The 24,782-nt window shown below is 72.1% G+C and carries 18 protein-coding genes and 1 riboswitch; of the genes, 4 read left to right on the forward strand and 14 right to left on the reverse strand.

Translation table 11 applies throughout. The annotated features are described in order from the left end of the window. Window positions 1-23: 23 nt before the first annotated feature. From OTB19_RS02150 to OTB19_RS02180, 7 genes are all read right to left on the reverse strand, one after another. Window positions 24-1,001 (reverse strand): Ppx/GppA phosphatase family protein, encoded by a 978-nt coding sequence (locus OTB19_RS02150; protein ID WP_267796195.1) that lies wholly within the window; start codon window positions 999-1,001, stop codon window positions 24-26. Beyond that, on the reverse strand, window positions 998-1,537 hold the full coding sequence (locus OTB19_RS02155; RefSeq protein WP_053681476.1) for a DUF501 domain-containing protein: 540 nt from the start codon (window positions 1,535-1,537) through the stop codon (window positions 998-1,000). The genes OTB19_RS02150 and OTB19_RS02155 overlap by 4 nt, the downstream gene beginning before the upstream one ends. A 58-nt stretch (window positions 1,538-1,595) precedes the next feature. Beyond that, a complete protein-coding gene (locus tag OTB19_RS02160; protein WP_053681478.1) occupies window positions 1,596-2,084 on the reverse strand; it encodes an FtsB family cell division protein in 489 nt (162 codons plus the stop codon). A 104-nt stretch (window positions 2,085-2,188) separates the two neighbouring features. Next, the gene (gene eno, locus OTB19_RS02165; RefSeq protein WP_267796196.1) at window positions 2,189-3,484 is read right to left on the reverse strand and encodes a phosphopyruvate hydratase; all 1,296 of its coding nucleotides are present in this window, start codon (window positions 3,482-3,484) and stop codon (window positions 2,189-2,191) included. A gap of 273 nt (window positions 3,485-3,757) precedes the next feature. Then, on the reverse strand, window positions 3,758-4,480 hold the full coding sequence (locus tag OTB19_RS02170; protein ID WP_267796197.1) for a transglycosylase family protein: 723 nt from the start codon (window positions 4,478-4,480) through the stop codon (window positions 3,758-3,760). Window positions 4,481-4,483: 3 nt separating this feature from the next. After that, window positions 4,484-4,654: riboswitch (cyclic di-AMP (ydaO/yuaA leader) on the reverse strand. A 277-nt stretch (window positions 4,655-4,931) separates the two neighbouring features. After that, on the reverse strand, window positions 4,932-5,861 hold the full coding sequence (locus tag OTB19_RS02175; protein WP_324290496.1) for a transglycosylase family protein: 930 nt from the start codon (window positions 5,859-5,861) through the stop codon (window positions 4,932-4,934). 195 nt (window positions 5,862-6,056) lie between these two features. Next, a complete protein-coding gene (locus OTB19_RS02180; protein WP_267796199.1) occupies window positions 6,057-7,334 on the reverse strand; it encodes a cytochrome P450 family protein in 1,278 nt (425 codons plus the stop codon). A gap of 115 nt (window positions 7,335-7,449) precedes the next feature. On the opposite strand from OTB19_RS02180, the gene OTB19_RS02185 reads away from it, so the two are divergent. Further along, window positions 7,450-8,652 carry a globin domain-containing protein gene (locus OTB19_RS02185; RefSeq protein ID WP_267796200.1) on the forward strand — a complete coding sequence of 401 codons (1,203 nt, stop codon included), beginning with the start codon at window positions 7,450-7,452 and terminating at the stop codon, window positions 8,650-8,652. Between the two features lie 31 nt (window positions 8,653-8,683). Here the strand turns inward: OTB19_RS02185 and OTB19_RS02190 are convergent, their stop codons facing one another. Together OTB19_RS02190 and OTB19_RS02195 are read right to left on the reverse strand one after the other, a co-directional pair. After that, window positions 8,684-9,661 carry a nucleoside triphosphate pyrophosphohydrolase gene (locus OTB19_RS02190; RefSeq protein WP_267796201.1) on the reverse strand — a complete coding sequence of 326 codons (978 nt, stop codon included), beginning with the start codon at window positions 9,659-9,661 and terminating at the stop codon, window positions 8,684-8,686. A 28-nt stretch (window positions 9,662-9,689) separates the two neighbouring features. Beyond that, window positions 9,690-10,319, reverse strand: a complete 630-nt coding sequence (locus OTB19_RS02195; RefSeq protein ID WP_267796202.1) for a SurA N-terminal domain-containing protein — start codon at window positions 10,317-10,319, stop codon at window positions 9,690-9,692. A gap of 192 nt (window positions 10,320-10,511) precedes the next feature. Here OTB19_RS02195 and OTB19_RS02200 point away from each other — a divergent pair, with 192 nt between their 5' ends. After that, a complete protein-coding gene (locus OTB19_RS02200) occupies window positions 10,512-12,965 on the forward strand; it encodes a YfhO family protein (RefSeq protein WP_267796203.1) in 2,454 nt (817 codons plus the stop codon). Between the two features lie 20 nt (window positions 12,966-12,985). On the opposite strand, the gene OTB19_RS02205 is transcribed toward OTB19_RS02200, so the two are convergent. Next, complete coding sequence (locus OTB19_RS02205) at window positions 12,986-14,485, reverse strand: serine/threonine-protein kinase (protein ID WP_267796204.1); 1,500 nt, start codon at window positions 14,483-14,485, stop codon at window positions 12,986-12,988. Continuing rightward, window positions 14,482-15,066 (reverse strand): hypothetical protein, encoded by a 585-nt coding sequence (locus OTB19_RS02210; protein WP_267796205.1) that lies wholly within the window; start codon window positions 15,064-15,066, stop codon window positions 14,482-14,484. Before OTB19_RS02210 ends, OTB19_RS02205 begins: the two co-directional genes overlap by 4 nt. A gap of 283 nt (window positions 15,067-15,349) precedes the next feature. Here OTB19_RS02210 and OTB19_RS02215 point away from each other — a divergent pair, with 283 nt between their 5' ends. Next, window positions 15,350-15,523, forward strand: a complete 174-nt coding sequence (locus tag OTB19_RS02215; protein ID WP_267796206.1) for an antitoxin — start codon at window positions 15,350-15,352, stop codon at window positions 15,521-15,523. Window positions 15,524-15,582: 59 nt separating this feature from the next. On the opposite strand, the gene mfd is transcribed toward OTB19_RS02215, so the two are convergent. The 3 genes from mfd to OTB19_RS02230 all read right to left on the reverse strand — a co-directional run bounded on the left by mfd (window position 15,583) and on the right by OTB19_RS02230 (window position 22,692). Next, on the reverse strand, window positions 15,583-19,116 hold the full coding sequence (gene mfd, locus OTB19_RS02220; protein ID WP_267796207.1) for a transcription-repair coupling factor: 3,534 nt from the start codon (window positions 19,114-19,116) through the stop codon (window positions 15,583-15,585). A 226-nt stretch (window positions 19,117-19,342) separates the two neighbouring features. After that, on the reverse strand, window positions 19,343-21,919 hold the full coding sequence (locus OTB19_RS02225; protein ID WP_267796208.1) for an ABC transporter permease: 2,577 nt from the start codon (window positions 21,917-21,919) through the stop codon (window positions 19,343-19,345). Continuing rightward, a complete protein-coding gene (locus tag OTB19_RS02230; protein WP_392891326.1) occupies window positions 21,916-22,692 on the reverse strand; it encodes an ABC transporter ATP-binding protein in 777 nt (258 codons plus the stop codon). Before OTB19_RS02230 ends, OTB19_RS02225 begins: the two co-directional genes overlap by 4 nt. Window positions 22,693-23,103: 411 nt before the next feature. Here OTB19_RS02230 and OTB19_RS02235 point away from each other — a divergent pair, with 411 nt between their 5' ends. Beyond that, on the forward strand, window positions 23,104-24,726 hold the full coding sequence (locus tag OTB19_RS02235; RefSeq protein WP_420716776.1) for an MFS transporter: 1,623 nt from the start codon (window positions 23,104-23,106) through the stop codon (window positions 24,724-24,726). The last annotated feature ends 56 nt before the right edge of the window (window positions 24,727-24,782 follow it).

Consider the following 24,782-nt stretch of genomic DNA (forward strand, 5'->3'; position numbering starts at 1 on the left):
CCTCCCTCATGTGGTTCACCGGGTCAGGTCCGCTGCTTGTCGGCCTCGGCGTCTTCCGCGGTCTTGATCGCGATGCCGTCGAGGATGTCGTGTTCGGAGACCACGACCTCCTCGGCCCCGATCCGCTCCATGATCGCCAGCAGGACCAGGGCGCCGGCGCCGATCACGTCGACCCGGCCCGGGTGCATGACCGGGATCGCGGCGCGTTCGGCGTGCGTGGCCGTCAGCATCCGCTCGCTGATCTCGCGCACCGTCGCGTAGGGGATCCGGGAGTGGTGGATGGCGGCCGAGTCGTACTCCGTCAGCCCCAGCGCGATCGCGGCGACGGTGGTCACCGAGCCGGCCAGGCCGACCAGGGTGCGGGCCTCGGTCAGCGGCACGGTCTCGGCGGCCAGGTCCAAGGCCGCCTCGATGTCGGACCGTATGGCGGCGATCTGCTCCTCGGTCGGCGGGTCGGTGACGGTGCCGTCCACCACCAGGTGGCGTTCCGTCATCCGGACGCAGCCGACGTCCACGGAGCGGGCCGCCCGGACGTGATCGGCGCCCACGACGAACTCGGTGGAGCCGCCGCCGATGTCGACGACCAGGAACGGCCGCTCCATGTCGGTGCGGCCCGTGAGCTCCTTGGTGGCGCCGGTGAAGGAGAACTCGGCCTCCTGGTCCCCGGTGATCACCTCGGGTTCCACGCCCAGGATGTCCAGGACGCCCCGGACGAAGTCGTCCCGGTTCTCGGCGTCACGGGAGGCCGACGTCGCCACGAACCGGATCCGTTCGGCGCCCAGTTCCTTGATGACCGCGGCGTACTCGCGGCACGCGGCGAAGGTGCGCTCCAGCGCCTCCGGGGCCAGCCGGCCGGTCTTGTCCACGCCCTGGCCCAGCCGGACGATCGTCATCCGCCGGTCCAGCTCGACGAACTCGCCCGTGGCCGGGTCGCAGTCCGCGACGAGGAGGCGGATGGAGTTCGTCCCGCAGTCGATGCCCGCGACCCGTGCGGCGCTCACGCGTCCGCGTCCTTCTTCTCCCCGCACGGGGTGACGCAGGGGCCCTTGGCCCACCACTCGGGCAGCATCGCGAGGGCCTCGTCGCCGAACGGGTTCACGCCGGGGCCGGCGGCCAGCGAGTGGCCCACCAGCACGTGCAGGCACTTGACCCGGTCCGGCATGCCGCCGGCGCTCGGGAAGCCCTGGAGCACCTCGATGGCGTCGCGGCGGGTGATGTAGTCCTCGTGCGCGGCCCGGTAGGCGGCGGCCAGCTCCGGGTCGTCGGCGAGCCGGGCCTGCATCTCCTTCATCACGCCGTTGGCCTCCAGCGTGCCGATGGCACCGGCGGCGCGCGGGCAGGTCAGGTAGAACAGCGTCGGGAAGGGGGTGCCGTCGGGGAGTCGGGGCGCGGTCTCGACGACATCCGGCTGCCCGCAGGGGCAACGGTGCGCGATGGCGCGCAGCCCGCGCGGCGGGCGGCCGAGCTGCTGCTGGAACGCCTCGATGTCCGCGGCGGTCGGCTCGGTGCGGTCGGTCTGGGGCGGGGGCGTCTGCATGCCTGGGATGAGTCTCTTCGTTCGTGTGCGGGTGTGTCGCGGGCGTGGCGTGTCGGGGTCAGTCGCCGGGGCGGTCTGCCTTGTCGACGCCGTCCCAGACGTTCGAGTACCAGGGCCGGTCGGAGCCGGCCTGCCCGGTGCGGCGGTCTTCCTTGGCCTCGGTGCCGGGGTCGTTCATGATGTAGCCGATCTCCCCCGGTCGCAGGAAGTGCAGGTGCTTGCGCGCCTGCTGTTCCGCGTAGGCGGGGTCCTGCCAGCGGGCCTTCTCGTCGCGGAGCTTCTCCAGCCGTTCGCGCGCGTCGGTGGCGTCCCGCTGTTGCTGCGCGATCTCGGAGCGCTGGGACACGTACTGGCGCATGGGGTACGCGAGGGCGACGACCAGGGTACAGAGCACGAGCACCAGGAGCGCGGCCCGGCCGGTGAGCCGGCTGCGGCGGACCTGGCGGCGTGACTGGGAGCGGTAGACGTGCGCCGCGGTCCGTTCGCCGAGTGCCTTGAGTCTGGTCGCGGTCGAGAAGGTGGAGAACCGATCCCGGTTCCCGGCCATGGTCCCGCCTCCCCTGTGTGCGCTACGCAATACGTCCCCGCACACGGTACGGGACCGAGTGCGGGGACGTACGGAGGCCGGGGCGTGATTGGCCCCCGCCCTTCCTACTGGTTCGCGGAGCGGAACCGCGGGAAGGCGGAGCGGCCGGCGTACACCGCGGCGTCGTCGAGGATCTCCTCGATGCGCAGCAGCTGGTTGTACTTGGCGACGCGGTCCGAGCGGGCCGGGGCGCCGGTCTTGATCTGGCCGCAGTTCACGGCGACGGCGAGGTCGGCGATGGTGACGTCCTCGGTCTCGCCGGAGCGGTGCGACATCATGCACTTGAAGCCGTTGCGCTGGGCCATCTCGACGGCGTCGAGGGTCTCGGTCAGCGAACCGATCTGGTTGACCTTGACGAGCAGGGCGTTCGCGGAGCCCTCCTCGATGCCGCGGGCCAGGCGCTCGGGGTTGGTGACGAAGAGGTCGTCGCCGACGATCTGGACCTTGGAGCCCAGCTTGTCGGTGAGGGTCTTCCAGCCGGCCCAGTCGTCCTCGTACAGCGGGTCCTCGATGGAGACCATCGGGTACGCGGAGACGAGCTCCTCGTAGTACTCGGTCATCTCGGCGGCCGAGCGGGACTGGCCCTCGAACTCGTACTTGCCGTCCTTGTAGAACTCGGACGCGGCGACGTCGAGCGCGAGCGCGATGTCCTTGCCGGGGACGTAGCCGGCCTGCTTGATGGCCTCGACGATGAGGTCCAGCGCGGCGCGGTTCGACTCCAGGTTCGGGGCGAAGCCGCCCTCGTCGCCCAGGCCGGTGGAGAGGCCCTTGGTGTGCAGGACCTTCTTGAGGGTGTGGTAGACCTCGGCGCCCCAGCGCAGCGCCTCGGAGAAGGATTCCGCGCCGATCGGGGCGATCATGAACTCCTGGATGTCCACGTTGGAGTCGGCGTGCGACCCACCGTTGAGGATGTTCATCATCGGGACGGGCAGCAGGTGCGCGTTCGGACCGCCGAGGTAGCGGAAGAGCGGCAGGTCCGAGGCCTCGGACGCGGCGTGCGCGACGGCGAGGGACACGCCGAGGATGGCGTTGGCGCCGAGGGAGCCCTTGTTGTCGGTGGCGTCCAGGTCGAACATGGCCTGGTCGATCAGGCGCTGCTCGGTGGCGTCGTAGCCGACGAGCTCCGGGCCGATCTGCTCGATGACGGCGAGGACGGCCTTTTCGACACCCTTGCCGAAGTAACGGTTGGGGTCCCCGTCACGCAGCTCGATGGCCTCGAATGCACCGGTGGAGGCGCCGGACGGAACTGCAGCACGACCGGTGCTGCCATCGTCGAGGCCAACCTCGACCTCGACCGTGGGGTTGCCTCGGGAGTCCAGGATTTCCCGGGCTACGACGACGTCGATGGACGGCACGAGCATCTCCTTCTGGGATGTGACGCTGGGTGTGCGGTGGCGGGTCAGGCCGTGGGATGGCCTTGCCGACTAGAGCCTAACCGGCTCCGGCCACTCGGCCGGCCGACCGCCCGGGTCCTGGGACGAAAAAGGACCCGAATACCCTTCTTCCAGGACATACGGCTCTTGATCGTCGGCGGGATCGGGCGCCACCGGGCCCGGACACGCCACCGCCCGGCGCGTGGAGGGGTACGCGCCGGGCAGGGGTGCGTCAGGACTGACGCGGGGTCATCGGGGGGTTCAGCTGAGCTTCAGCTTCTGCCCGGGGTAGATCAGGTCGGCGTCCGGGACGATGTCCTTGTTCAGCTCGTGCAGCTTCTGCCAGCCGCCCTTGACACCGTTCGCGTCGGCGATGGTGCCCAGGGTGTCGCCCGCCTTGACCTCGTACGAGCCGTTGCCGATCTTCGGGGCGGCGGTGGTCTTCGGAGCCTTCTGCGGCGCCGGGGTGGCGGCCGTGGAACGCTCGGAGCGCGTGGTGGTGGAGCCCTCGGAGCGCTTGGTCTCCGTCTTCGGCGCGGCCTGCTGCTTCTTGGGAGCGGCCTGCTGCTTCTTCGGCTTGGGGGTCTCGGCCGAGCCGCCGCCGTCGTACGAGGAGTTGGACAGGCCCACGCCACAGGACGGCCAGGCGCCCTTGCCCTGGCCCTTGAGGACCTTCTCGGCGATGGCTATCTGCTGCGACTTGGAGGCCTGGTTGGCCTGGGAGGCGTACGCCTTGCCGCCGTAGGCGGCCCAGGTGCCGGACGAGAACTGCAGGCCGCCGTAGTAGCCGTTGCCCGTGTTGATGGACCAGTTGCCACCGGACTCGCAGGAGGCGACCTTGTCCCACTCGGAGGTGGTGGCGGCGGACGCGGAGCCCGCGGCCATCAGCGGGGCCGCGACGGCGACACCGGCGACACCGGCGAGCGTGACGATGCGGGCGGCCTTGGAGGCGCGACGGTGCTTGCCCTTGCCGGAAAGCAGCATGGAATTTCTCCTCACCGACGCCTACGAGGTGAGCTGTCGGGTTCGGGCGAGTGAGTTGCCCGGCCGCACGACTGGCGTGCGTCTTAACCCCCAGCCGGTCCGCGGCCGTCTCTCGACGGCCCGTTCCGGCGCCTACCTTGGTTCCCCCGCTCCTGCCTTCGGCGCTTGCGCGACGACTGTTCTCTCCGTCCGCCGGCAGGATTCGGCGATGCGGTCGAAGAGGCTCGCGGTGACGAGCGATTCAGAAGGTAGACAGGTCTCCCCCCGATGTTCAACGAGCAACATCGGGGGGAAAGGGCCCTACTTGCGTTCCGGTTAGGGACGTTTGCGCAGGTGAGGGCAGGGTTTGCAGCAGCTTCGATACGGGACACGCCAGTTGAGCGGAAGAGACGCATGTCTCACTTGCCGAAACCGGACATTCGGATCTTAATGGGTGCCCGAACTGCCCCTATTACTTGGTTAGATCCAGGTTCTGGCCGGGCTTGATGAGGTCCGCGTCCCCTCCGATGACCTGCTCGTTGGCCTCGTACAGCTTGGTCCAGCCGCCCTTGAGTCCCTTGGCGTCCGCGATGGCGGTCAGGCTGTCGCCCGCCTTCACCGTGTAGACGGGCTCCGGCGCGGTGTTGGGAACGGCCCCGAGGGCCTCGTCCGCCGCCGGGCCGCGGTGCTTGCCGCCGCCGTCCGTCGCCGAGTCGGTCGGGGTGCCCGTCGAGGCCGAGGGCGTGGTGGACGGGTCGGCCGGGTTCGGGTCCTTGGCGGGGTCCGAGGGGACGACCGGGGCGGTCGTGCCGCCCGGGGTGGTCGGGGCGACCGGCGGCTGGTTGCTCGGGCCGGTCGGAAGGGTCGGGTCCGGGTCCGGCATGACGGGCAGTCCGGTGTTGGGCCCCTGCGGGACGTCGGGCAGCGTGAACGAGGGCGTGCCGGACGGGCCGGGCAGGGTCGGGGCGGCCGCGGTGGGCGTCGGCACCCCGAAGTCGGTGGCCGGGGTGGAACCGCTCTTCGGCACCGAGGAGTCGGGGCGGGAGGGGGTGGGCGCCACCGGCGCGGGCGTCTCGACCCGGCCGGGGTCCACCGCGGCCGACGGACCCTGTCGCGTCAGGCCGGCCGAGGACGCGCACAGCGGCCACGCCTGGGGGCCCTGCGAGGCCAGCACCTGTTCGGCGACGGCGATCTGCTGGGAGCGGCTGGCGAGGTCGGGACGCGTCGCGTAGTCGAGTCCGCCGGCCTCGTTCCACTGCTCCTGGGTGAACTGGAGCCCCCCGTAGGCGCCGCTGCCGTAGTTGGCGCTCCAGGAACCGCCGCTCTCGCACTCGGCGACCGTGTCCCACGTGCCGGCGTCGGCGGCGCTCGCGTTGGTTGCCGCGAGCAGCGGCAGGGCCAACGCGGAACCGGCGACTCCGGCAGTGACGACGAGTGCGGGTATTTGCTTGGGGCGTCTGTGGCGGCCGTTCCCGGAACGCATGAGGCTGTACCTTTCGCATAACGGCGGGGTAACGGCAGAACCTAGCGGCCTTGGCACACAAGTAACAAGTTTGATCGGAAACTGACTCGCGGTCAGGCCGGCCCCGGTCGCGCCTCAGTCGTTTCGGGGTGTGAAGCGGACCGGAAGGGTGCGCAGGCCACGCATGATGAGTCCGCCCCGCCAGCGCAGGTCCGCAGGTGGAACAGCGAGTTCCAGATCCGGCAGACGCATCAGCAAACTCTTGAGCGCCGTCTGTCCCTCCAGGCGCGCGAGCGGCGCACCGAGGCAGTAATGGATCCCGTGCCCGTATCCGAGGTGCTGATTGTCACTCCGGGACAGGTCCAGAGTGTCCGGTTCCGCGAACCTTGCGGGGTCCCGGTCCGCGGCCGCGAGGACCACCAGCACCGGATCGCCGGTCGCGATGTCGCGCCCGCCGAGGGTCAGCGGTTCGGTGGCGAACCGCCAGGTCGCCAGTTCCACGGGCCCGTCGTACCGCAACAGCTCCTCGACACCGGTCTCCAGCAGCCCGCTCTCGCCGGCGGCGAGGGAGACCTGGAGGCGCTCGCGCTGCTCCGGGTTCATGAAGAGGGAGTGGACGCCGTTCCCGATGAGGTTCACGGTCGTCTCGAAGCCGGCGAAGAGCAGGATGAAGGCCATCGCGGTGGCCTCGGCCTCCGTCAGGTGGTCGCCGTGATCGCCGGCCCGGATCAGATCCGAGATCAGGTCGTTGCCCAGATCGTCCCGTTTGCGGTGGATGAGTTCCCCGAGGTAGGTCCGCATCCGCTTGACGGAACGGGCGACCCCGCCGCGCGGTCCGCCGCCGTGTCGGATCATCATCCCGGCCCAGTCCCGGAAGTCGTCCTGGTCCTCGCGCGGTACGCCGAGCATCTCGCAGATGGCGTAGATGGGGAGCGGGAAGGCGAACTCGTGGATGAGGTCAGCCTCCCCCTTCGCGGCGAACCCGTCGATGAGGTGGTCGGTGAGCTCCTGGACGCGCGGGGCGAACTCCGCCACCCGGCGCGGGGTGAACGCCTTCGACACCAGCCGCCGCAGCCGGGTGTGGTCCGGCGGGTCGATGTTCAGCAGGTGCGTCATCAGCTCCGCCTTGCGCTCCCCCGGGATGCCGGTCTTGCCCTTGGCGTGCGCCGGCTCCGCGTGGTGCGCCGGGTTCTTGCTGAGGCGCTGGTCGGCGAGGGCCTGGCGGGCGTCCGCGTACCGGGTCACCAGCCAGGCCTCCACGCCGCTCGGGAGCTTGGTGCGGTGCACGGGGGAGTGCTCGCGCAGCCAGGCGTACGCCGGGTACGGGTCGGTGGCGAACTCCCAGTCGAACAGGGTGGGGCCCTGGGGGGAGGAGGTCTCGTCGGCGGGTTCCGCGGGGGTCGGCTCATGCACCCGCTGACCGTATCCCGGCCTCCGCACGCCATCCCATATGGGTGCTTCGTCGCGGCTGTCCGTAGATCCGCCGAGGCTTGACCCCGCCCGCTCCGCCGTTCCTACTTTCGCTGTTGTGGACGTGAGGATCTTGAAGAGCAGTTTCGCGGTGGTGGAGCGACGGGCCGAGCACGCCGTCAAGTACTTCTACACGCACCTCTTCTGGCACCACCCCGAAGTCCGCCCGCTCTTCCCCTCCTCCCCGGCGGACATGGAACGCCAGCGGGACCGGCTCTTCGCCGCCCTCACCCACGTGGTCACCCACCTGGAGAACGAGACCCTCGTCCCCTACCTCCGCGACCTCGGCCGTGACCACCGCAAGTTCCGGGTCGGCCCCGAGCACTACGCGGCCGTCGGCACCAGCCTGCTCGCCGCCCTCGCCGAGACCTCCGGCGAGACCTGGACACCCAACGTGGAGAAGGCCTGGGCCGAGGCCTACCAGGTGATCGCCGACGCGATGACGGCCGGCGCCGCCGAGAGCACCGACCCGCCCTGGTGGGACGCCGAGATCGTCCGCCACCTCCAGTACGGGCAGGACGTCGCCGTGCTGACGCTGCGCCCCGACCTCCCGCTCCCCTATCTCCCCGGCCAGTACGTGAGCGTGAGCAGCGCCCGCGTCCCGACCACCTGGCGCACCTACTCCCTGGCCAACGCGCCCCGCCCCGACGGCACCGTCGACCTGCACGTCAGCCGGATCGAGGAGGGCAGGCTGTCGCAGGTGCTGGTCCGCGAGGCACGGCCCGGGGAGACGTTGCGACTGGGCGCGCCCGGAGGCCGGCTCACGCTGCGCCGCGAGGACCGCCCGGTCACCTTCATCGCCGCCGGCACCGGTTGGGCCCCGATCCGGGCCATGCTGGAGGACCTCGCGGACGACCCTCCCGACCAGGACCTACGGCTCTTCGTCGTCGCCCGGGACGCCGCGCACCTCTACGACCGGCCGTTCATCGACGCGTACGCCGGCGCCCACCGCCGGCTCGCCGTCACCTACCTCACGCCCGCCCCCGGGCAGCACCGCAACCAGGCCACCGCCCGGCTGGCGACCGCACTCGGCCACCGCGGCCTGTGGCGGGACCAGGACGTCTACCTCGGCGGGCCGGCGCAGTTCATCGAGGAGACCGCGTACCTCCTGGAGGAACTCGGCGCCCGGCCCGACCGGATCTTCCACGACGCGATCCCCGCGGGCGACCCCGCGCGGACCCGCCCGGTCGGCTTCGGGGAGTGGTTCCTGAGCCCGCCGGACCCGCACTGGCACAACCCCTCGGGGCGCGCCCCGCTGTAGGCCCTGCCGTCGACGCGCCGCCCGGCGCGGGTCAGGCGTCGGCGCCCTCCGCCGCCCGGATCGCGTCCCGGTAGACGCGGGCCGCGGCGCGCAGTGCGGTCTCGGGGTCGACGCCCGCCGCCTCGGCGCGCGCCGCCAGTTCCAGCAGCTCGTAGCCGACGCCCTCGCCCCGGGGCAGTTCCACCGCGATGCCGCCCGTGCGGGCCCGGCCGGCCAGCTTGGCCGCGAGCGCGAGACCGGGCTGGGCGACCGGGACCCCGTCCGTGACCGACGCGCGGCGCTTCTCGACCGCCTTGGTGGCCTGCCAGTGCGCGTTGACGTCCTCGGGCGTCTCGGCCCGCGCGTCGCCGAAGACGTGCGGGTGCCGGCGGATCAGCTTGTCGACCAGGTCCCCGGCCACGTCGTCGATGGAGAACGGCTCGTCGGCGTGCTCCTGCGCGATCCGGGCGTGGAAGAAGACCTGGAGCAGGACGTCGCCCAACTCCTCGCGCAGTTCCTCCCGGTCCCCGGACTCGATCGCCTCGACCAGCTCGTACGCCTCCTCGATGGCGTACTTCACGAGGGCCTCGTGGGTCTGCGCCGAGGTCCAGGGGCATTCCCGCCGCACCCGGTCCATCACCTGCACCAGGTCGAGCAGCCGCGCGCCGGGCAGGTCGTAGGAGCCGGGCAGCAGTTCCAGGTCCGGCATCGCGACCCGACCGGAGCCGGCCAGGCGGGCGAGGCCGTCGGTGAGCCGCTGGTCGCCCTCGCCGCTCGGCAGGACCACGACGGTGGCGCCGCCGGCGCAGGCCTCGACGAGTTCGTGGGCGTCGGGGACCGCGTGGAGCACCTCGACACCCGCCTCGCGCAGGTACGGAAGCTGCGGGTGGTCGGGATCGGCGCACAGCACCCGGTCCGCGGCGTGCAGGATCTGCCACGCGGACCAGGACAGCAGGCCGGGGGCGACCCGGTGGCTGGTGGTCAGCAGGACGATGCGGCCGGTGGGCTCGGGGGTCGCGTGCTCAGTCACCCCCCGAACCTACCTCCGGACGGGCGACTCAGGTCCCGGCGGGTACGGCCTGCTCGGGCCGGGTCCGCTGGATGATCCACGGGGTGGTCCCGTCACCGAGCCGGATCCCCTCGGCGTCCCAGCTGCCGTAGCGCGGGTTGACCTCGATGCCCAGTTTCTCGGCGGCCGCCGACGCGGGGGCGGTGAGCTTGTCCTTGCCGTACTTGTCCATGAGCTTCGACAGGAGCAGCTGGTCCGTGACGAAGCGGTCGATCTGGCCGGGGGCCGTCACCGCCTCCTGGAGGATCGCCGCCTGGAACTTCTGCGGGCCGCCGCTGCTGTCGACGAACTGCTTGCGCTGCTCCTCCAGCTCCCTCGTGGTGAGGGTGATCCCGGCGTCCTCGGCCACCCTGTCGAGGATCCGGCTGTTGATCATCGCGCGCAGCTTGGTCCGCTCCAGTCGCGGGGAGCTCTCCACGAGTTCGGCCGGCGTGGGGGTCGTGGACCGGTTCTGTGCGGCGCGTACGTCGTTCACCTGGGCCTGGAGCGCTGAGGTGGTGATCCGTTCGCCGCCGACCACGGCTGCCGTGCCGGGGCGGGTCTCGTTCGAGCAGGCGGACAGCAGGGGAGCCGCCGCGAGCAGGACGGCGGAGACGGAGAGCGCAGTGCGACGGTGCAAAGGAGCCTCCAGGGCCGGGAGATTGTGCGTCGATGCACAAGGGCCGTGCGGTGATCGATGTTATGCAGTCAGGGTGATCCGAGCCACTGGTTCGACCAACGATTCCGAGCGTGTTGGGGTGCGCGAGTGTTGGCGCGCCGGTCACCCCGGCGCCATCCCGGCGTCCTCCGCGTCTGCCAGGGTCGGCCCACCATGTCGACACCGCACAGCTCCCCGCGGCGCCGCAGCCTGTTCGGCTCGGCGCTCGCCGCCCTGATCACGACGGTGGCCGTGTGTGCCGGGGACGCCGTCGCGCGCGTCTTCCCGTACGGGCCCCGCCACCGCAGCGTCAACGACCTCGGCAACCAGTTCGTGCCGTTCCACGCGTACCTGTGGGACCTGCTGCACGGGCGCGCCGAGGGCGGCCTGCTCCTCAACTGGCGTTCCGGGTACGGGACGAGCTTCCTGCCGGACTTCGGGACGTACCTGTCGAGCCCGTTCGCGGTGCTCGTCGGGGTCTTCCCGCGCGCCGACATCGACCTCGCCGTGTACGTGGTCACCGTGCTCAAGACGGCGGCCGCGGCCGCCGCGATGGCGTGGTTGCTGCGCACGCAGCGGCGCGGGCCGTGGTGGGCGGCGGGGCTGCTCGGGGCCTCGTACGCGCTGTGCGGCTGGTCGGTGATCGAGGCCGCGTACAACCCGATGTGGCTGGACGGGCTGATCGCGTTCCCGCTCCTGTGTCTGACGGGTGAATGGGCCCTGCGCGGCCGACGTCCCGGGGCGGCGGCGCTGGTCGTGGCCGTGTGTTGGACGGCGAACTTCTACACCGCGTACATGGCGACCCTGGGCGCGGCGCTGGTGCTCGTGGTGCGGTTGGCGCAGGACCGGGACGTGGTGCGCGAGGGGCGGGGCGTGCTCGGTCGGGCGCGGGTGCCGGTTCGGGCCGCGACGGCGACCGTGCTGGGCGTCGCGCTGGCCTCGCCCGTGCTGGCGCCGCTGTTCCTCAGTTCGAGGCAGGCGTATCCGGGGTGGTCCAAGGAGTTCGCGCCGGCGGCGACCGGGGACCTGTTGGCGCGACTGCTGCCCGCCACGTACTCCTTCTCCTCACCCGCCCTGTTCGTCGGTACCGGGACGCTGCTGCTGGTGGCGGCGCTGCCGTTCCACCGGGCGGTGCCGGCGCGGGCCCGACTGTGGTGGACGGGGCTCGTGGTGGCGGTGCTGCTCTCGCTCCAGTGGGCGCCGACCCATCTGGCGTGGCACGCCTTCGCGACCCCGAACGGCAGCCCGTACCGGCAGACCTTCGTGCTCGCCGGGATCGTGGTCATCGCCGCCTGGACCGGGCTGGCGGCCGGCCCGCCGGGGGTGCGGGCGCTGGCCTCGGGCGCGGGGGTGCTCTGTCTGGCCGCGCTCGGGGCGACCGGCAGCCCGCTCGCGACCGGCTGGGGGTACGCGCTGTTCGGCGGCGGGCTGGCGGTGGCCGGCTGGGCGTGGTGGGCGCTGCGCGGCCGGCGCCTCGCGCTCCCGGCGGCCGGGCTGCTGGTCGCGGTCCTGGTGGGCCAGGCCGCGGCGACCATCGCGTACGGACACCTGGGCAAGCTCGGCGGGCTGGACGACCACCCCTCCTGGGGGCCCGCGCACACGGCGCGCGCCGAGGCGTTGGCGGGCGCCGAGGGGTGGCCCGGGTATCGGACCGACGCGGGCCGGCCGGCGCTGACGGGCAACGATCCGCTGCTGCTGGGCGGTGAGGGCGGGGCGTACTACAGCAGCCACACCCCGGACGTGTTCACCCGCACGATGGTCGCCCTCGGGGCGGGCTGGACCTCGCGGGGCCGCAGTGTCCAGAGCCTCGACAATCCGGTGACCGACGCCGTCTTCGCGGTCGGGGCGCGGCTGCGGCCCGACGGCACGATCGGCCGGGCGACGGCCGCGCCGCTGGTCACGGTCCGGCCGCCGGGTCCCCCGCTCGCCTACGGCCCCTCCCCCTTCGCCAACCAGGAACTCCTGTTGGGCGCACGGGTCTACGAGGCTCCGCTCACGCCGGGCGTCTGTCGGGCGGGCACCGAGGCGTTCCTGTGGGCCCCGGAGTACAACGGCACCGCCCGGCTCGCGGACGGCACCGCGTTCCGGCTGAACGCCCGTCCGCCGCGCAACCGGGCCGCGCTCCAGCCGATGGGCGTCGCGCACGGTCCCGCCTCGCGGTTGCTCTTCGAGCGGTCCGCGCCGGCCCGTTGGGAGCTGGCATGCCTGGACCGGGCCCGGTTGGACACGGCGGTGGCCGCGCTGCGGGCCGACGCGCCGACCGCGCTCCGGGTCGACGCGTCGGGCGTGCGGGCCACCCTGCGGCCGGGCACGACCGGCACGCTGGTGGTGTCGGCGCCGGCGATCGCGGGCTGGACCTGCGGCGGCCGTCCGGCGAGCGCCCACCTGGGTCTGGTCGCCGTCCCCGTGGGCCCCGACACCCGCTCGGTGACGTGTACGTTCCGCCCGCCGGGCCTGGTGCCGGGCGCGGCGGCCGCGGCGGTCGCCCTCCTGGTCCTGCTCGTCCGGCTCGTCCCGTTCGGCCGGTTGCGGCGCGGGGCCGGTGGGGGGCGGCGTACCGGCTCGCGGCCGTCGGTCCCGTCCGGTACGCCGTCCGGTCGGGCGGAGGCTGCCGGCGTCCGGGTCTGAGCGCGGCCCGGGCGCGGGGGTCAGCGGACCTGGCCCAGCCACTGGAGGGTGCGGCGGATCTCCACCGGGAAGGGGTGGCCCGGGCCGTGCACGCGGTCCGCGTCGAAGAGGAGGCGGACCAGGGTGTCGTGGGCGCCCGCCCGGTCGCCGAGGGAGAGCAGCAGGTGGGCTATCCGGCGGCGGACCTCCAGGGGGAGGCCGGGGTCAGGGTTGGCGTAGTGGTTCTCGAACAGCGGCAGCAGGGAGCGGTACTCGGCGAGGGCGGCGGCCGGTTCGCCGAGTTGTTCCAGGCACTGGGCGGCGTCGTAGCGAAAGCGCAGCGCCTGGGCGTCGCCGGGCGGGAACTCCTCGACGAGGCGGCGCAGTTCGGGCAGGGCGCGCCGGTACTGGCCGTCGTCCATCAGCGTGGCCGCGTACTGCTTGCGCAGGGAGCGGACCACCGGCGAGTGGTCCCCGTGCTCGGCGGCGGCCGCCGGGAGGATGCCGCCGAGGATGTCCACGGCCTGGGTGAGTCGCCCCTGGTCCAGGAGCGTGCGGGCCTCGTCGACGGCGCCGGGGATGTCCGGTCGGGGCGGGGCGGGCGGTGTGTCGGGGCGCGCCGGCACGGTGGGGCGGTCGGGCCAGGGGGCCTGCGGGCGCAGGAACGGGCGGGTCGGGTCGAGGTGGCCGGTCGGGACGCCGTGCTTGGGCAGCAGCGGGGTGAGGGCCTCGTACACCTCCTGCGCGGAGCCGGGGCGGTCCTGCGGGTCCTTGGCGAGGAGGTGCAGGAGCACGGCCTCCAGGGCGTGGGGCACCTCGGGGCGCAGCCGGCGCACCGGCACCGGGGGCTCGTACAGGTGCCGGTGGAGGACTCCGAGGGCGGTGGACCCGGCGAAGGGCACGTTGCCGCTGAGGAGTTCGTACAGCAGCACGCCGAGGGCGTACAGGTCGGTGTACGGGCCGACGGCGCCGCCCATGGCCTGTTCGGGTGCCATGTAGGCGGGGCTGCCGATCGGAGTCCCGGTGCTGGTGAGGCGGGTGGTGTCGGTGTCCATCACCGAGGCGACGCCGAGGTCGAGGACGAGCACCGTGCCGTCGGGGCGGATCATCACGTTGCGGGGCTTGAGGTCGCGGTGCACGATCGGCACCGCGTGGACGGCGGACAGCACCGCGCACAGTTGCGCGACGACCGCGACGGCCCACGGCCAGGGGTACGGGTCGTGGGCCGCGAGGTGGTCGGACAGGTCGGAGCCCTCGACGTACCCCATGACCAGGTACAGCTCGTCGCCGTCGTTGCCGGCGTCGTGCACGGTGACCAGCCCGGGGTGGTCGACCTGGGCCGTGACCCGGCATTCGCGCACGAAGCGGCGGCGCAGCTCCTCGGCGACGGTGCCGGGGCCCGCGACCTTGTCGGGTCGCAGCAGTTTGACGGCCACCCGCCGGTCCAACCGGCGGTCGTACGCCGTCCAGACCTGGCCCATGCCGCCCTGGCCCAGGATGGCGGCGAGCTGGTAGCGGTCGCCGATGAGCCGGTCGGTCACTGGTGGGGATCCTGGGTCGCGGTCGGGTTCGGGTCCTGGTAGGGGCCGCCCGGCTTGGGGGGCCCGTTCGGCTGCGGCGGCCGGTTGCGCAGGAGTTCGCTCAGCTCGTCGAGTTCGGCGCGGACCTGCCCGATCCGCGGCGGCGGCGTCACCTGCGGCGGGACGTCCGGCCGGTTCGGGATCGGGGTGGGGGTCTGGCCCTGCGGGTAGCCGTAGCCCTGCCCGGAACCGTGCTGCTGCGGCGGCGTGTACGGCGCGGGCGCCGGGTACCACGGGACCTGCGTGCGGCCGTTGTTCCGGTTCTCGTGGTGGCGGATGTCCGCGACGAGGTAGTACACGGTGACCGCGAGACCGGTCAGGAGGGTGCCGCCGGCGCCGAAGTCGCTCTGCCAGCCGCTGGTGTCCGGGGTCTTGTCGAGGCCGATGAAGATCACCCACACGACGAGCAGCACGCAACTGACGACGAGCAGCATCCAGTCCCGCGGCTTGCGCGTGACCAACGCGAGCCGCAACATCGTGCCCCACGCGAGGAAACCGCAGGTCAGCACGGGCAGCACGGCGAACAGTACGCGCAACGTCACCACGCTCCCGTCGCTGGGCGGGGGGCCGGGGTGGCCATGCTGCGGCGGGAAGCCGGGGCCGTGCATCGCTGCTCCTGACGGGCCGTACGGATAAAGAAAAGATGAGTTCCGGGACTGAGCGTATACAGCCTTGTCCGAAGTGAGTGAGGGGATGACCGCAACCGTTGCAGGGTCGCAGCACGACGACCCGCCGGGGCCCGCCGGGCGGGCCCACCGGCCGGCGGGCGAAGCACGCGGAACGCGCGTAGCGTCACAAAGGGGACACCATCAGGAGGTCGTGCACATGGGGATCTTCGACAGGTTCAGGGACCAGGCCAAGACCAAGGGCAAGGACATCTCGGACAACCTCGAGGAAGAGGCCAACGAGAAGACCGGCGGGAAGTACGCCGACCAGGTCGACCGGGCCCAGCAGGAGGCGGAGAAGCGCCTCGGCGTCGACGACGACCCGACGAGGTAGCCCGCCGACGCGGGTGCGGAGCCGACGGGCCGGCCGGCTCCGCACCCGCGTCGGTCACGTCACGAGCCGAGGATCGTGGTGAGGAACTCGCCGGTCCAGGCCAGCAGTTCCCGTCCGACCAACGGCTTCCCGCCGACCTTCGCGGTCTTCGGTCGCGGGATCAGCACCTGCGAGGCGGCCGGCTTGAGCACCGCCCCCGGGTAGAGCCGCTTGAGCCGCAGCTCCTGGGACTCCCTCAACTCCACCGGCCCGAAGCGGATGTTGGGACCCTGGAGGGTGATGTCGCCGACCCCGCAGGCACGGGCGAGCATCCGCAGCCCCGCCACCAACAGCAGGTTCTCCACCGGCTCCGGCAGCTTGCCGTAGCGGTCGGTGAGTTCCTCCCGCACGGCCTTGACGTCGGCCTCGGAGTTCGCCGAGGCGATCGACCGGTAGGCCTGGAGGCGCAGCCGCTCACCGGGCGCGTAGTCGTGCGGGACGTGCGCGTCGACCGGCAGCTCGATCTTGACCTCCAGCGGCGGCTCCTCCTGCGGCCCGCCCTCGATGGCGGCCCGGTAGTCGGCCACGGCCTCGCCCACCATGCGGATGTACAGGTCGAAGCCGACGCCCGCGATGTGGCCCGACTGCTCACCGCCCAGCAGGTTGCCCGCGCCGCGGATCTCCAGGTCCTTCATCGCCACGTACATGCCGGCGCCCATCTCGGTGTGCTGGGCGATCGTCGCGAGCCGCTCGTGCGCCGTCTCCGTCAACGGCTTCTCCGGCGGGTACAGGAAGTACGCGTACCCGCGCTCGCGGCCGCGGCCCACGCGTCCGCGCAGCTGGTGGAGCTGGGAGAGACCGAAGTTGTCGCCCCGCTCCACGATCAGGGTGTTGGCGTTGGAGATGTCGATGCCGGACTCGACGATCGTGGTCGAGACGAGGACGTCGAACTTCTTCTCCCAGAAGTCCACCACGACCTGTTCCAGGGCCTGTTCCGACATCTGCCCGTGCGCCGTCGCGATCCGCGCCTCGGGCACGATCTCGCGCAGCTTCGCCGCGGCCCGGTCGATGGACTCGACCCGGTTGTGGATGTAGAAGCACTGTCCCTCGCGCAGCAGCTCGCGGCGGACGGCCGCGCCGATCTGCTTCTCCTCGTACGGGCCGACGAAGGTGAGCACCGGGTGGCGCTCCTCCGGCGGGGTGGTGATCGTCGACATCTCGCGGATGCCGGTCACCGCCATCTCCAGCGTGCGCGGGATCGGGGTCGCGGACATGGTCAGCACGTCCACGTTGGCGCGGAGCTTCTTCAGCTGCTCCTTGTGCTCGACGCCGAACCGCTGCTCCTCGTCGACGATGACCAGGCCCAGGTCCTTGAACTTCGTCTCCTGCGAGAACAGCCGGTGCGTACCGATGACGATGTCCACCGAGCCCTCGCGCAGCCCCTCCAGCGTGGCCTTCGACTCGGTCTCGTTCTGGAAGCGGGACAGCGCCTTCACCTTCACCGGGAACTGGCTGTAGCGCTCGGAGAACGTCCCGAAGTGCTGCTGCACGAGCAGCGTGGTGGGCACGAGGACGGCGACCTGCTTGCCGTCCTGTACCGCCTTGAAGGCCGCCCGCACCGCGATCTCGGTCTTGCCGTAGCCGACGTCGCCGCAGATCAGCCGGTCCATGGGGACGGACTTCTCCATGTCCTCCTTGACCTCGGCGATGGTGGTGAGCTGGTCGGGCGTCTCCGCGTACGGGAAGGCGTCCTCCAGTTCCCGCTGCCAGGGGGTGTCCGGGCCGAAGGTGTGGCCGGGGGCCGCCATCCGCGCGCTGTAGAGCTTGATCAGGTCGGCGGCGATCTCCTTGACCGCCTTCTTCGCGCGCGCCTTGGTCTTGGTCCAGTCGGCGCCGCCGAGCCGGTGCAGGGTCGGGGCCTCGCCGCCGACGTACTTGGTGACCTGCTCCAGCTGGTCGGTGGGGATGTACAGCCGGTCGCCGGGCTGGCCGCGCTTGGCGGGGGCGTACTCGACGAGCAGGTACTCGCGGGTGGCGCCCTGCACCGTCCGCTGGACCATCTCGATGTAGCGGCCCACGCCGTGCTGCTCGTGCACGATGTAGTCCCCGACCTCCAGGGTCAGGGGGTCGACGGACTTGCGGCGCCGGGTCGGCATCCGCCCCAGGTCCTTGCTGGCGGTGCGCTGCCCGGTCAGGTCGGTCTCGGTGAGCACGGCCAGCCGGAGCGCCGGGTCGACGAAGCCGTTGTCGAGGGAGCCGCACGTCACGTGCACGATGCCCGGCTCCAGGACCGCGAGGTCCGCCTCCAGGCGGGCCGCGATGCCCTCGCCGCCGAGCACCTCGACGGTGCGGGCGGCCGGGCCGTGTCCCTCGGTGAGGTACACGGTGTGCCAGCCGTCGGCGATCCACGCCTTCGTGTCGGCGAGCGCGCGGGCGGTGTCGCCCCGGTAGGCCTCCGGGCCGTGCATCCCGAGCTTGAGGGTGTCGGCCCCGTCGGCGCTGTCGTCGGCGGCGAACGGGGAGACCGACCACCACATCATGTCGAGGGCGCGGGCGTGCTCGCGGACGTCGGCGATGCCCCGCAGCGAGGCCGCGCCGACGTCGATCGGGGCATGTCCGCCGCCGGCGGTGGCCGCCCAGGACGCCATCAGGAACTCCTGGCTGGTGGCGACGAGGTCGGCGGCCCGGGTCCGCACCCGCTCCGGGTCGCACACGACGGCCATCGACCCGGCCGGCAGCACGTCGATCAGCAGTTCCATGTCGTCGACCAGGACCGGGGCGAGGGACTCCATGCCCTCGACCGCGATCCCCTCGGCGATCTTGTTCAGCAGTTCCCCGAGCTCCGGGTGCTCCTGGGCGAGCGCGGCGGCCCGCTCCCGCACCTCGTCGGTCAGCAGCAGTTCACGGCAGGGCGGGGCCCACAACCCGTGATCGGCGATCTCCAGGGACCGCTGGTCCGCGACCTTGAAGTAGCGGATCTCCTCGACGTCGTCGCCCCAGAACTCCACGCGCAGCGGGTGTTCCTCGGTGGGCGGGAACACGTCGAGGATGCCGCCGCGCACGGCGAACTCGCCGCGCTTCTCCACCAGCTCGACCCGCGCGTACGCGGCCGCGGCCAATGCCTGGACGACCTCCCCCAGGTCGACGGCCTGCCCCTGCCGGAGACTGACCGGGACCAGTTCCCCCAGCCCCTTGACCTGCGGCTGGAGTACGGAGCGGATCGGCGCGACCACCACGGAGACGGGGCCGGTCGCCGGGTCGTCCTTGCTTGGGTGCGTCAGCCGGCGCAGCACCGCGAGCCGGCGGCCCACGGTGTCGCTGCGGGGGGAGAGCCGCTCGTGGGGCAGCGTCTCCCAGGAGGGGTACTCGGCCACCTCGTCCGGCGGCAGCAGGGAACGCAGCGTGGCGGCCAGGTCCTCGGCCTCCCGCCCGGTGGCGGTCACCGCCAGGACGGTCCGTTCGGTCCGCCGGGCCAGCGCGGCGATCGCGAAGGGCCGCGCCGCGGCCGGACCGACCAGGTCCACGTGCATCCGGTTGCCGTCCCCGGCCGCCGCGACCGCCTCGGCGAGGGCGGGGTCCCGGGTGACGGCGTCGAGCAGTCCGTACAGGCTCATGAGCAGGGCTTTCCGTCCGGTGGAGGGGCAACGCGAAGGGCCCGACACGTGAACGGGCCGGGGGTTCCCACCCTACGACGCGTCTCCCCCGACCGCGCGGGGGATTGCCGTCGTCGCGCGCAGTGACGACCGGTGCCGCGGTGGGCCGGCCCCGGCACGACGCCGGCCCCGGTCGTCCGACTGGACGACCGGGGCCGGCGTACCCCCGTGACAACCGCCTCCCGACCTAGTCGGTGGCGATTGCGTTCAGTACGTTCATCCGCCCCGCCCGGAAGGCCGGCACCAGTGCGGCGAACAGGCCCACCAGGGCCGACGCGGCGAACACCCCGAGGATGGTCGGCCAGGGGATCTCCAGGACCTTCAGGCCCTGGAGGGCGAGGAGTTGCTGCGCGGTCGCGCCCCAGCCCATGCCCAGGCCGAGGCCCAGGAGGGCGCCGAAGAGGGCGATGACCACCGACTCCAGACGGATCATGCGGCGCAGTTGGCGGCGGGAGAGGCCGATGGCGCGCATCAGGCCGATCTCGCGGGTCCGCTCGACCACCGACAGGGCCAGGGTGTTCACCACGCCCAGGACCGCGACGATGATCGCGAGGGCGAGGAGCCCGTAGACCATGTTGAGCAGCTGGCCGACCTGGTCCTTCAGCGCCTGCTTGTAGTCGGCCTGGTTGAGCACCTTGTACTGCGGGTACTCGGCGAGCCCCGCCTTGACCTCGGCGTACGCGGTGTCGGCCTGACCGGCCTTGGCGCTGGCCAGCAGCATGAAGGGGCGCGGCATCCGGTCGGCCGGGACGTTGGCCTCGGCGACGGCGGTGGAGACGTACTTCATGCCCTTGTCGATGTTGCCCTCGTCGCCGGTGATCGCGGCGACCCTCAGCTTGACGGTCTTGCCGCCGGTGAAGGCGACCGTCAGCGTGTCACCGAGCTTGATCCCGTGCTCGTCGGCGTAGAGCGAACCGACCGCCATCGCGTTCGGACCGTACGCGTCGGCGTGCTCCCCGGCCCGCATCTTGCGGCGGATGTCCTTGGCGTACGACGGGTCGGTGGCGCCCAGGCCCTCGGTGACCGTGGAACCGTCGGGGGCCGTGATCTTGGCGGGCACCTCGCGGTAGGCGGTGACGTGGTCGAGGTTCTTGTTGGCGCGCATGGCCTGCTCGGCCTGCGGCATGACCGGCTGGCCGGTCATGGAGTTGACGATGTAGTCCGCTCCGACGGACTTGTCGAGCTCGTCGGTGGCGGAGGCCACCATCGAGGATCCGACCACCGACAGGCAGGCGACCAGGGCCAGGCCGATCATCAGCGCGGCGGCGGTGGCGCCGGTGCGGCGCGGGTTGCGCAGCGCGTTGCGCTCGGCGAGCCGGCCGACCGATCCGAAGGGCCGCAGCACCGGGGCGGACAGCGCCCTGACCACGACACCCGCGAGGAGCGGGCCGATCACGATGAAGCCGATGAGGGTGAGGACCACGCCCAGGCCCAGCCACAGGGAGCCCGGGGCCGCTTCCTCGGCGGCGCCGGCCAGGTAGAGGGCCGCGCCGCCGACCCCGGTGAGGACCAGGCCGAGGGCGGCCCGGATCCGGCCCGCCTTCTTGTCTCCCGGGGTGCCCGCGTCGCGCAGGGCGGCCATCGGGGAGACCTTCCCGGCGCGGCGGCCCGGGATGTAGGCGGCGACGACGGTGACGGCGACGCCGAGGACCAGGCCGAGGACCGGGGTGGTCCAGGCGACCGTCAGGTCGTCGGTGGACAGGTCCATGCCCATCTGGCCCATGAGCTTCATGAGGCCGACGGCCAGGCCCACTCCGGCGGCGACGCCGAGGACGGAGCCGACGACGCCGAGCAGGAAGGCCTCGACGAGGACGGACCGGTTGATCTGCCTGCGGTCGGCGCCGATGGCGCGCATCAGGCCGATCTCCCGGGTGCGCTGGGCGACCAGCATGGAGAAGGTGTTGAAGATGAGGAAGATGCCGACGAGGAAGGCGATCCCGGCGAAGCCGAGCATCACGTACTTCATGACGTCGAGGAAGGAACCGACGTCCTTGCGGTTGGCGTCCGCGGCTTCCTTGGCGGTCTGGAGCTTGTACGTGTCGGCGCCGACGGCGGCGGCGACGTTCTGCTTGAGCTGCTCGTCGCTCACCCCGTCCTTGGCGGTGACGTTGACGTGGGTGAAGGCGCCGGCGGAGCCGAGCAGGAACGTCTGGGCGGTGGCCGTGTCGAAGTACACGAGGGTCGCGCCCGGGTTGGTCACGGTGAAGGCGGCGATGCCGCTGATCTTCGCCCGGTTGTCGCCGGTGACGGCGATGGTGCGGATCTCGTCGCCGAGCCCCAGGTGGTGCTTCTCGGCGGTGTCGGCGTCGATCATCAACTCGGTCGGCCCGCGGGGGGCGTTGCCGGAGGTGATCTTCATCGACTTGAGTTCGTTGTCGCTCCAGTTGCCCGCGATGGTCGGGGCGCCGGTGGTCGAACCCAGGTTCTCGTTCTTGGTGTTGACGACGGTGACGGACATCGACAGGACGCCGCCCTCGGCGGACTTCACGCCCTCGGCCTTCTCGACCCGGTCGACGACCGAGCCGTTCAGCGTCTGCGGCTTGCCGCTGCCCGGGGTCTCCTCGCCGTCGGCGACGCCCTTGGGGCTGACCGTGACGTCGGAGTTGGTGACCGCGAACAACTTGTCGAAGGTGGTGTTCATGGTGTCCGTGAACACCAGCGTGCCGCAGACGAAGGCCACGGACAGCAGGACGGCGATGGCGGAGAGCGCCATCCTTCCCTTGTGCGCGACGAAGTTGCGTCGCGCGGTCTTCATGACGGTCACGAGGTCCGCCCGCGTGCGTCGAAGTCCTTCATGCGGTCGAGGACCTGGTCGGCGGTCGGGTCGATCATCTCGTCGACGATCCGGCCGTCGGCGAGGAAGATGACGCGGTCCGCGTAGGAAGCGGCGACCGGGTCGTGGGTGACCATGACGATCGTCTGGCCCAGCTCGTCCACCGACTGGCGGAGGAAGCCGAGGACCTCGGCGCCGGCCCGGGAGTCCAGGTTTCCGGTCGGCTCGTCGCCGAAGATGATCTGGGGGCGGGCGGCGAGGGCGCGGGCGACCGCCACGCGCTGCTGCTGGCCGCCGGAGAGTTCGGTGGGGCGGTGCTTGAGGCGACCCGCGAGGCCCACCGTCTCGACGACCCGGTTCAGCCACTCCGCGTCGGGCTTGCGGCCGGCGATGTCCATGGGGAGCGTGATGTTCTCCAGGGCGTTGAGCGTCGGCAGCAGGTTGAACGCCTGGAAGATGAAGCCGATCCGGTCCCGGCGGAGCTGGGTGAGCTTCTTGTCCTTCAGGCCGGTGATCTCGGTGTCGTCGAGGAAGATCTCACCGCTCGTCACCGTGTCCAGTCCCGCGAGGCAGTGCATCAGCGTGGACTTGCCGGAGCCGGACGGGCCCATGATCGCGGTGAACTGCCCGCGTCGGATGTCCACGTCCACCGCGTCGAGGGCGACGACACGGGTCTCTCCCGAGCCGTAGGCCTTGACGACCTTGCGTGCCCGGGCCGCGACGGCTTCATGCCCTCCAGTACCCCCGTGCCTGGTTTCGGTCATAGCCGTTGTCACGGTGTTTCCCCTCGTTCGTTCGTCGGCGTGCGTGTGTGCGTGCGTCGGTGCGTCGCGTCGGTGCGTGCGTCCGCGTCGGCGTCGGCGTCGGCTCGCGGTGATCCGTGTGCCGCCGTCGTGAAGTCTCCGGCGCGGGGGCGTTCGGGCGCACTGGTGCCCGTCGCCGTATCCGTCGGGGGGTTGTCCCCACCCTCCGACGACCTCGCCTCATGTGAACCAGTTAAAGACGCGCCGGGAGCGCCCACCTCCTCCGGCGGGACGAAAGGCCCCTGGGTCCTTGTGCTGACGAACCCCTAGGGGTTCTGCACCCTTCGATGGACCCGAAGTGAGGGATACCGCCGGAAACACCCGTGGTGAGAAGGTGTTCCCCGCGGATGCGTGCACGGTGAAGGGGGTTCGATGGGCATCGGGGAGAAAGCGGAACCGCCCCTCGGGGAGGAGCCGGCCGGTCCGGCCGACGCGATCGTCCCGCCGGCCGGACCGTCCGGGGGAATCGTTTCCGCCACGGAGGAACCGGCGGCCGGCGCCCCCGCACCGGGGCGCCCGAAGACCGTGGTCGTCGTCTCGCTGATGCTGACCATGAGCCTCGTCGCCCTCGACGCCGCCGTGGTCTCCACGGCCGTCCCCCAGATCGTCGGCGACCTCGGCGGCTTCGCCGTGTTCTCGTGGATCTTCGCCGGGTACGTCCTCGCCACCACCGTCTCGCTCCCCGTCTACGGCAAGCTGTCCGACACCCACGGCCGCAAGCCCGTGCTGATCTTCGGTACGGCCCTGTTCCTCGTCGGCTCCGTGCTCTGCGCGCTCGCCTGGAACATGCCGGCCCTCATCGCCTTCCGGATCATCCAGGGGCTGGGCGGCGGCGCCCTCCAGGGCACGGTCCAGACCCTCGCCGCCGACCTCTACCCGGGCCGGGAACGCCCCCGCATCCAGGCCCGGATGTCCGCGGTGTGGGCCGTGTCCGCCCTGGCCGGCCCGGCCGTCGGCGGCCTGATCGCCACGTACGCCGACTGGCGGTGGATCTTCCTGGTCAACGGGCCGCCGGCCGCCGTGGCCCTGTGGTTCATCGCCCGCCACCTCGTCGAACCCGTACGCCCGCCCGGCCGCCGGGGGCCCGTCGACTGGGCGGGCGCCCTCGGGGTCTTCGCCTGCGGCGGAGTGCTGCTCTTCGCCCTGGTGCAGGGCGGCGTCGCCTGGCCCTGGCTGTCGGCGCCCTCCCTGGGGCTGTTCGGCGCGAGCGCGCTGCTGGCCGCGGTGGTGGTCCGGGTGGAGCGCCGGGCCGCCGAACCGATCCTGCCCGGCTGGGTCTGGCGCCGCCGCACCATCGCGGCCGTCAACCTCGCCATGGGCGCCCTCGGCCTGCTGATCGTCGCCCCGCAGGTGTTCCTGCCGATCTACGCCCAGAGCGTGTTGGGCCTCGGGGCCGTCGGCGCCGGGCTCCTCACCTCGGCGATGACCCTGACCTGGCCCCTCACCGCCGCCCTGTCCCAACACGTCTACCGGCGCGTCGGCTTCCGTGACAGCGCCGTCCTCGGGGTGGGGATCGCCGCCTTGGCCCTGTTCGGCTTCACCCTGCTCCCGTACCCGGGCTCGGTGTGGCAGCCCGCACTGGTCATGCTGCTGCTGGGCGGCGCCCTCGGCCTGTTCCAACTGCCGCTGATCGTCGGGGTGCAGTCCACCGTCGGGTGGGCGGAACGGGGCACCACCACGGCCTCCGTGCTGTTCTCCCGACAGGTCGGCCAGAGCGTGGGAGCGGCCCTGACGGGGGCCGTCGCCAACGCCACCATGGCCGCCCGACTCGCGGACGCCCCCGTGGCGGGGCTGCCGGACCACCTGGACGACGTGTCGAAGGCCCTCGACCGGCCGGGACAGCTCCCGCCGGCCGCCGCCGACTACCTGCGGGAGGCCGTGGACGCCGCGGTGGACCACGTCTTCCTCGGCGCGACGGCCGCGGCGGTGGCGGCCCTGGTGGTGCTGCTCCTGGTCGCACCGCGGAAGTTCCCGGTCCTGCCCGACCAGCAGTAGACCGCCCGGGTTGTCATGGCCCGAACGAATGGGCTATCTGTCTACCCACGGCCACC

The organism is Streptomyces sp. H27-H5, from assembly GCF_026627505.1.
Classification (GTDB): domain Bacteria; phylum Actinomycetota; class Actinomycetes; order Streptomycetales; family Streptomycetaceae; genus Streptomyces.

Coding starts and splice junctions, on each gene's coding strand:
- OTB19_RS02155 (WP_053681476.1), bottom strand. CDS start 1,537: ATGCAGACGCCCCCGCCCCAGACCGACCGCACCGAGCCGACCGCCGCG.
- OTB19_RS02160 (WP_053681478.1), bottom strand. CDS start 2,084: ATGGCCGGGAACCGGGATCGGTTCTCCACCTTCTCGACCGCGACCAGA.
- eno (WP_267796196.1), bottom strand. CDS start 3,484: ATGCTCGTGCCGTCCATCGACGTCGTCGTAGCCCGGGAAATCCTGGAC.
- OTB19_RS02170 (WP_267796197.1), bottom strand. CDS start 4,480: ATGCTGCTTTCCGGCAAGGGCAAGCACCGTCGCGCCTCCAAGGCCGCC.
- OTB19_RS02200 (WP_267796203.1), top strand. CDS start 10,512: ATGTCGACACCGCACAGCTCCCCGCGGCGCCGCAGCCTGTTCGGCTCG.
- OTB19_RS02215 (WP_267796206.1), top strand. CDS start 15,350: ATGGGGATCTTCGACAGGTTCAGGGACCAGGCCAAGACCAAGGGCAAG.
- mfd (WP_267796207.1), bottom strand. CDS start 19,116: ATGAGCCTGTACGGACTGCTCGACGCCGTCACCCGGGACCCCGCCCTC.
- OTB19_RS02230 (WP_392891326.1), bottom strand. CDS start 22,692: ATGACCGAAACCAGGCACGGGGGTACTGGAGGGCATGAAGCCGTCGCG.
- OTB19_RS02235 (WP_420716776.1), top strand. CDS start 23,104: ATGGGCATCGGGGAGAAAGCGGAACCGCCCCTCGGGGAGGAGCCGGCC.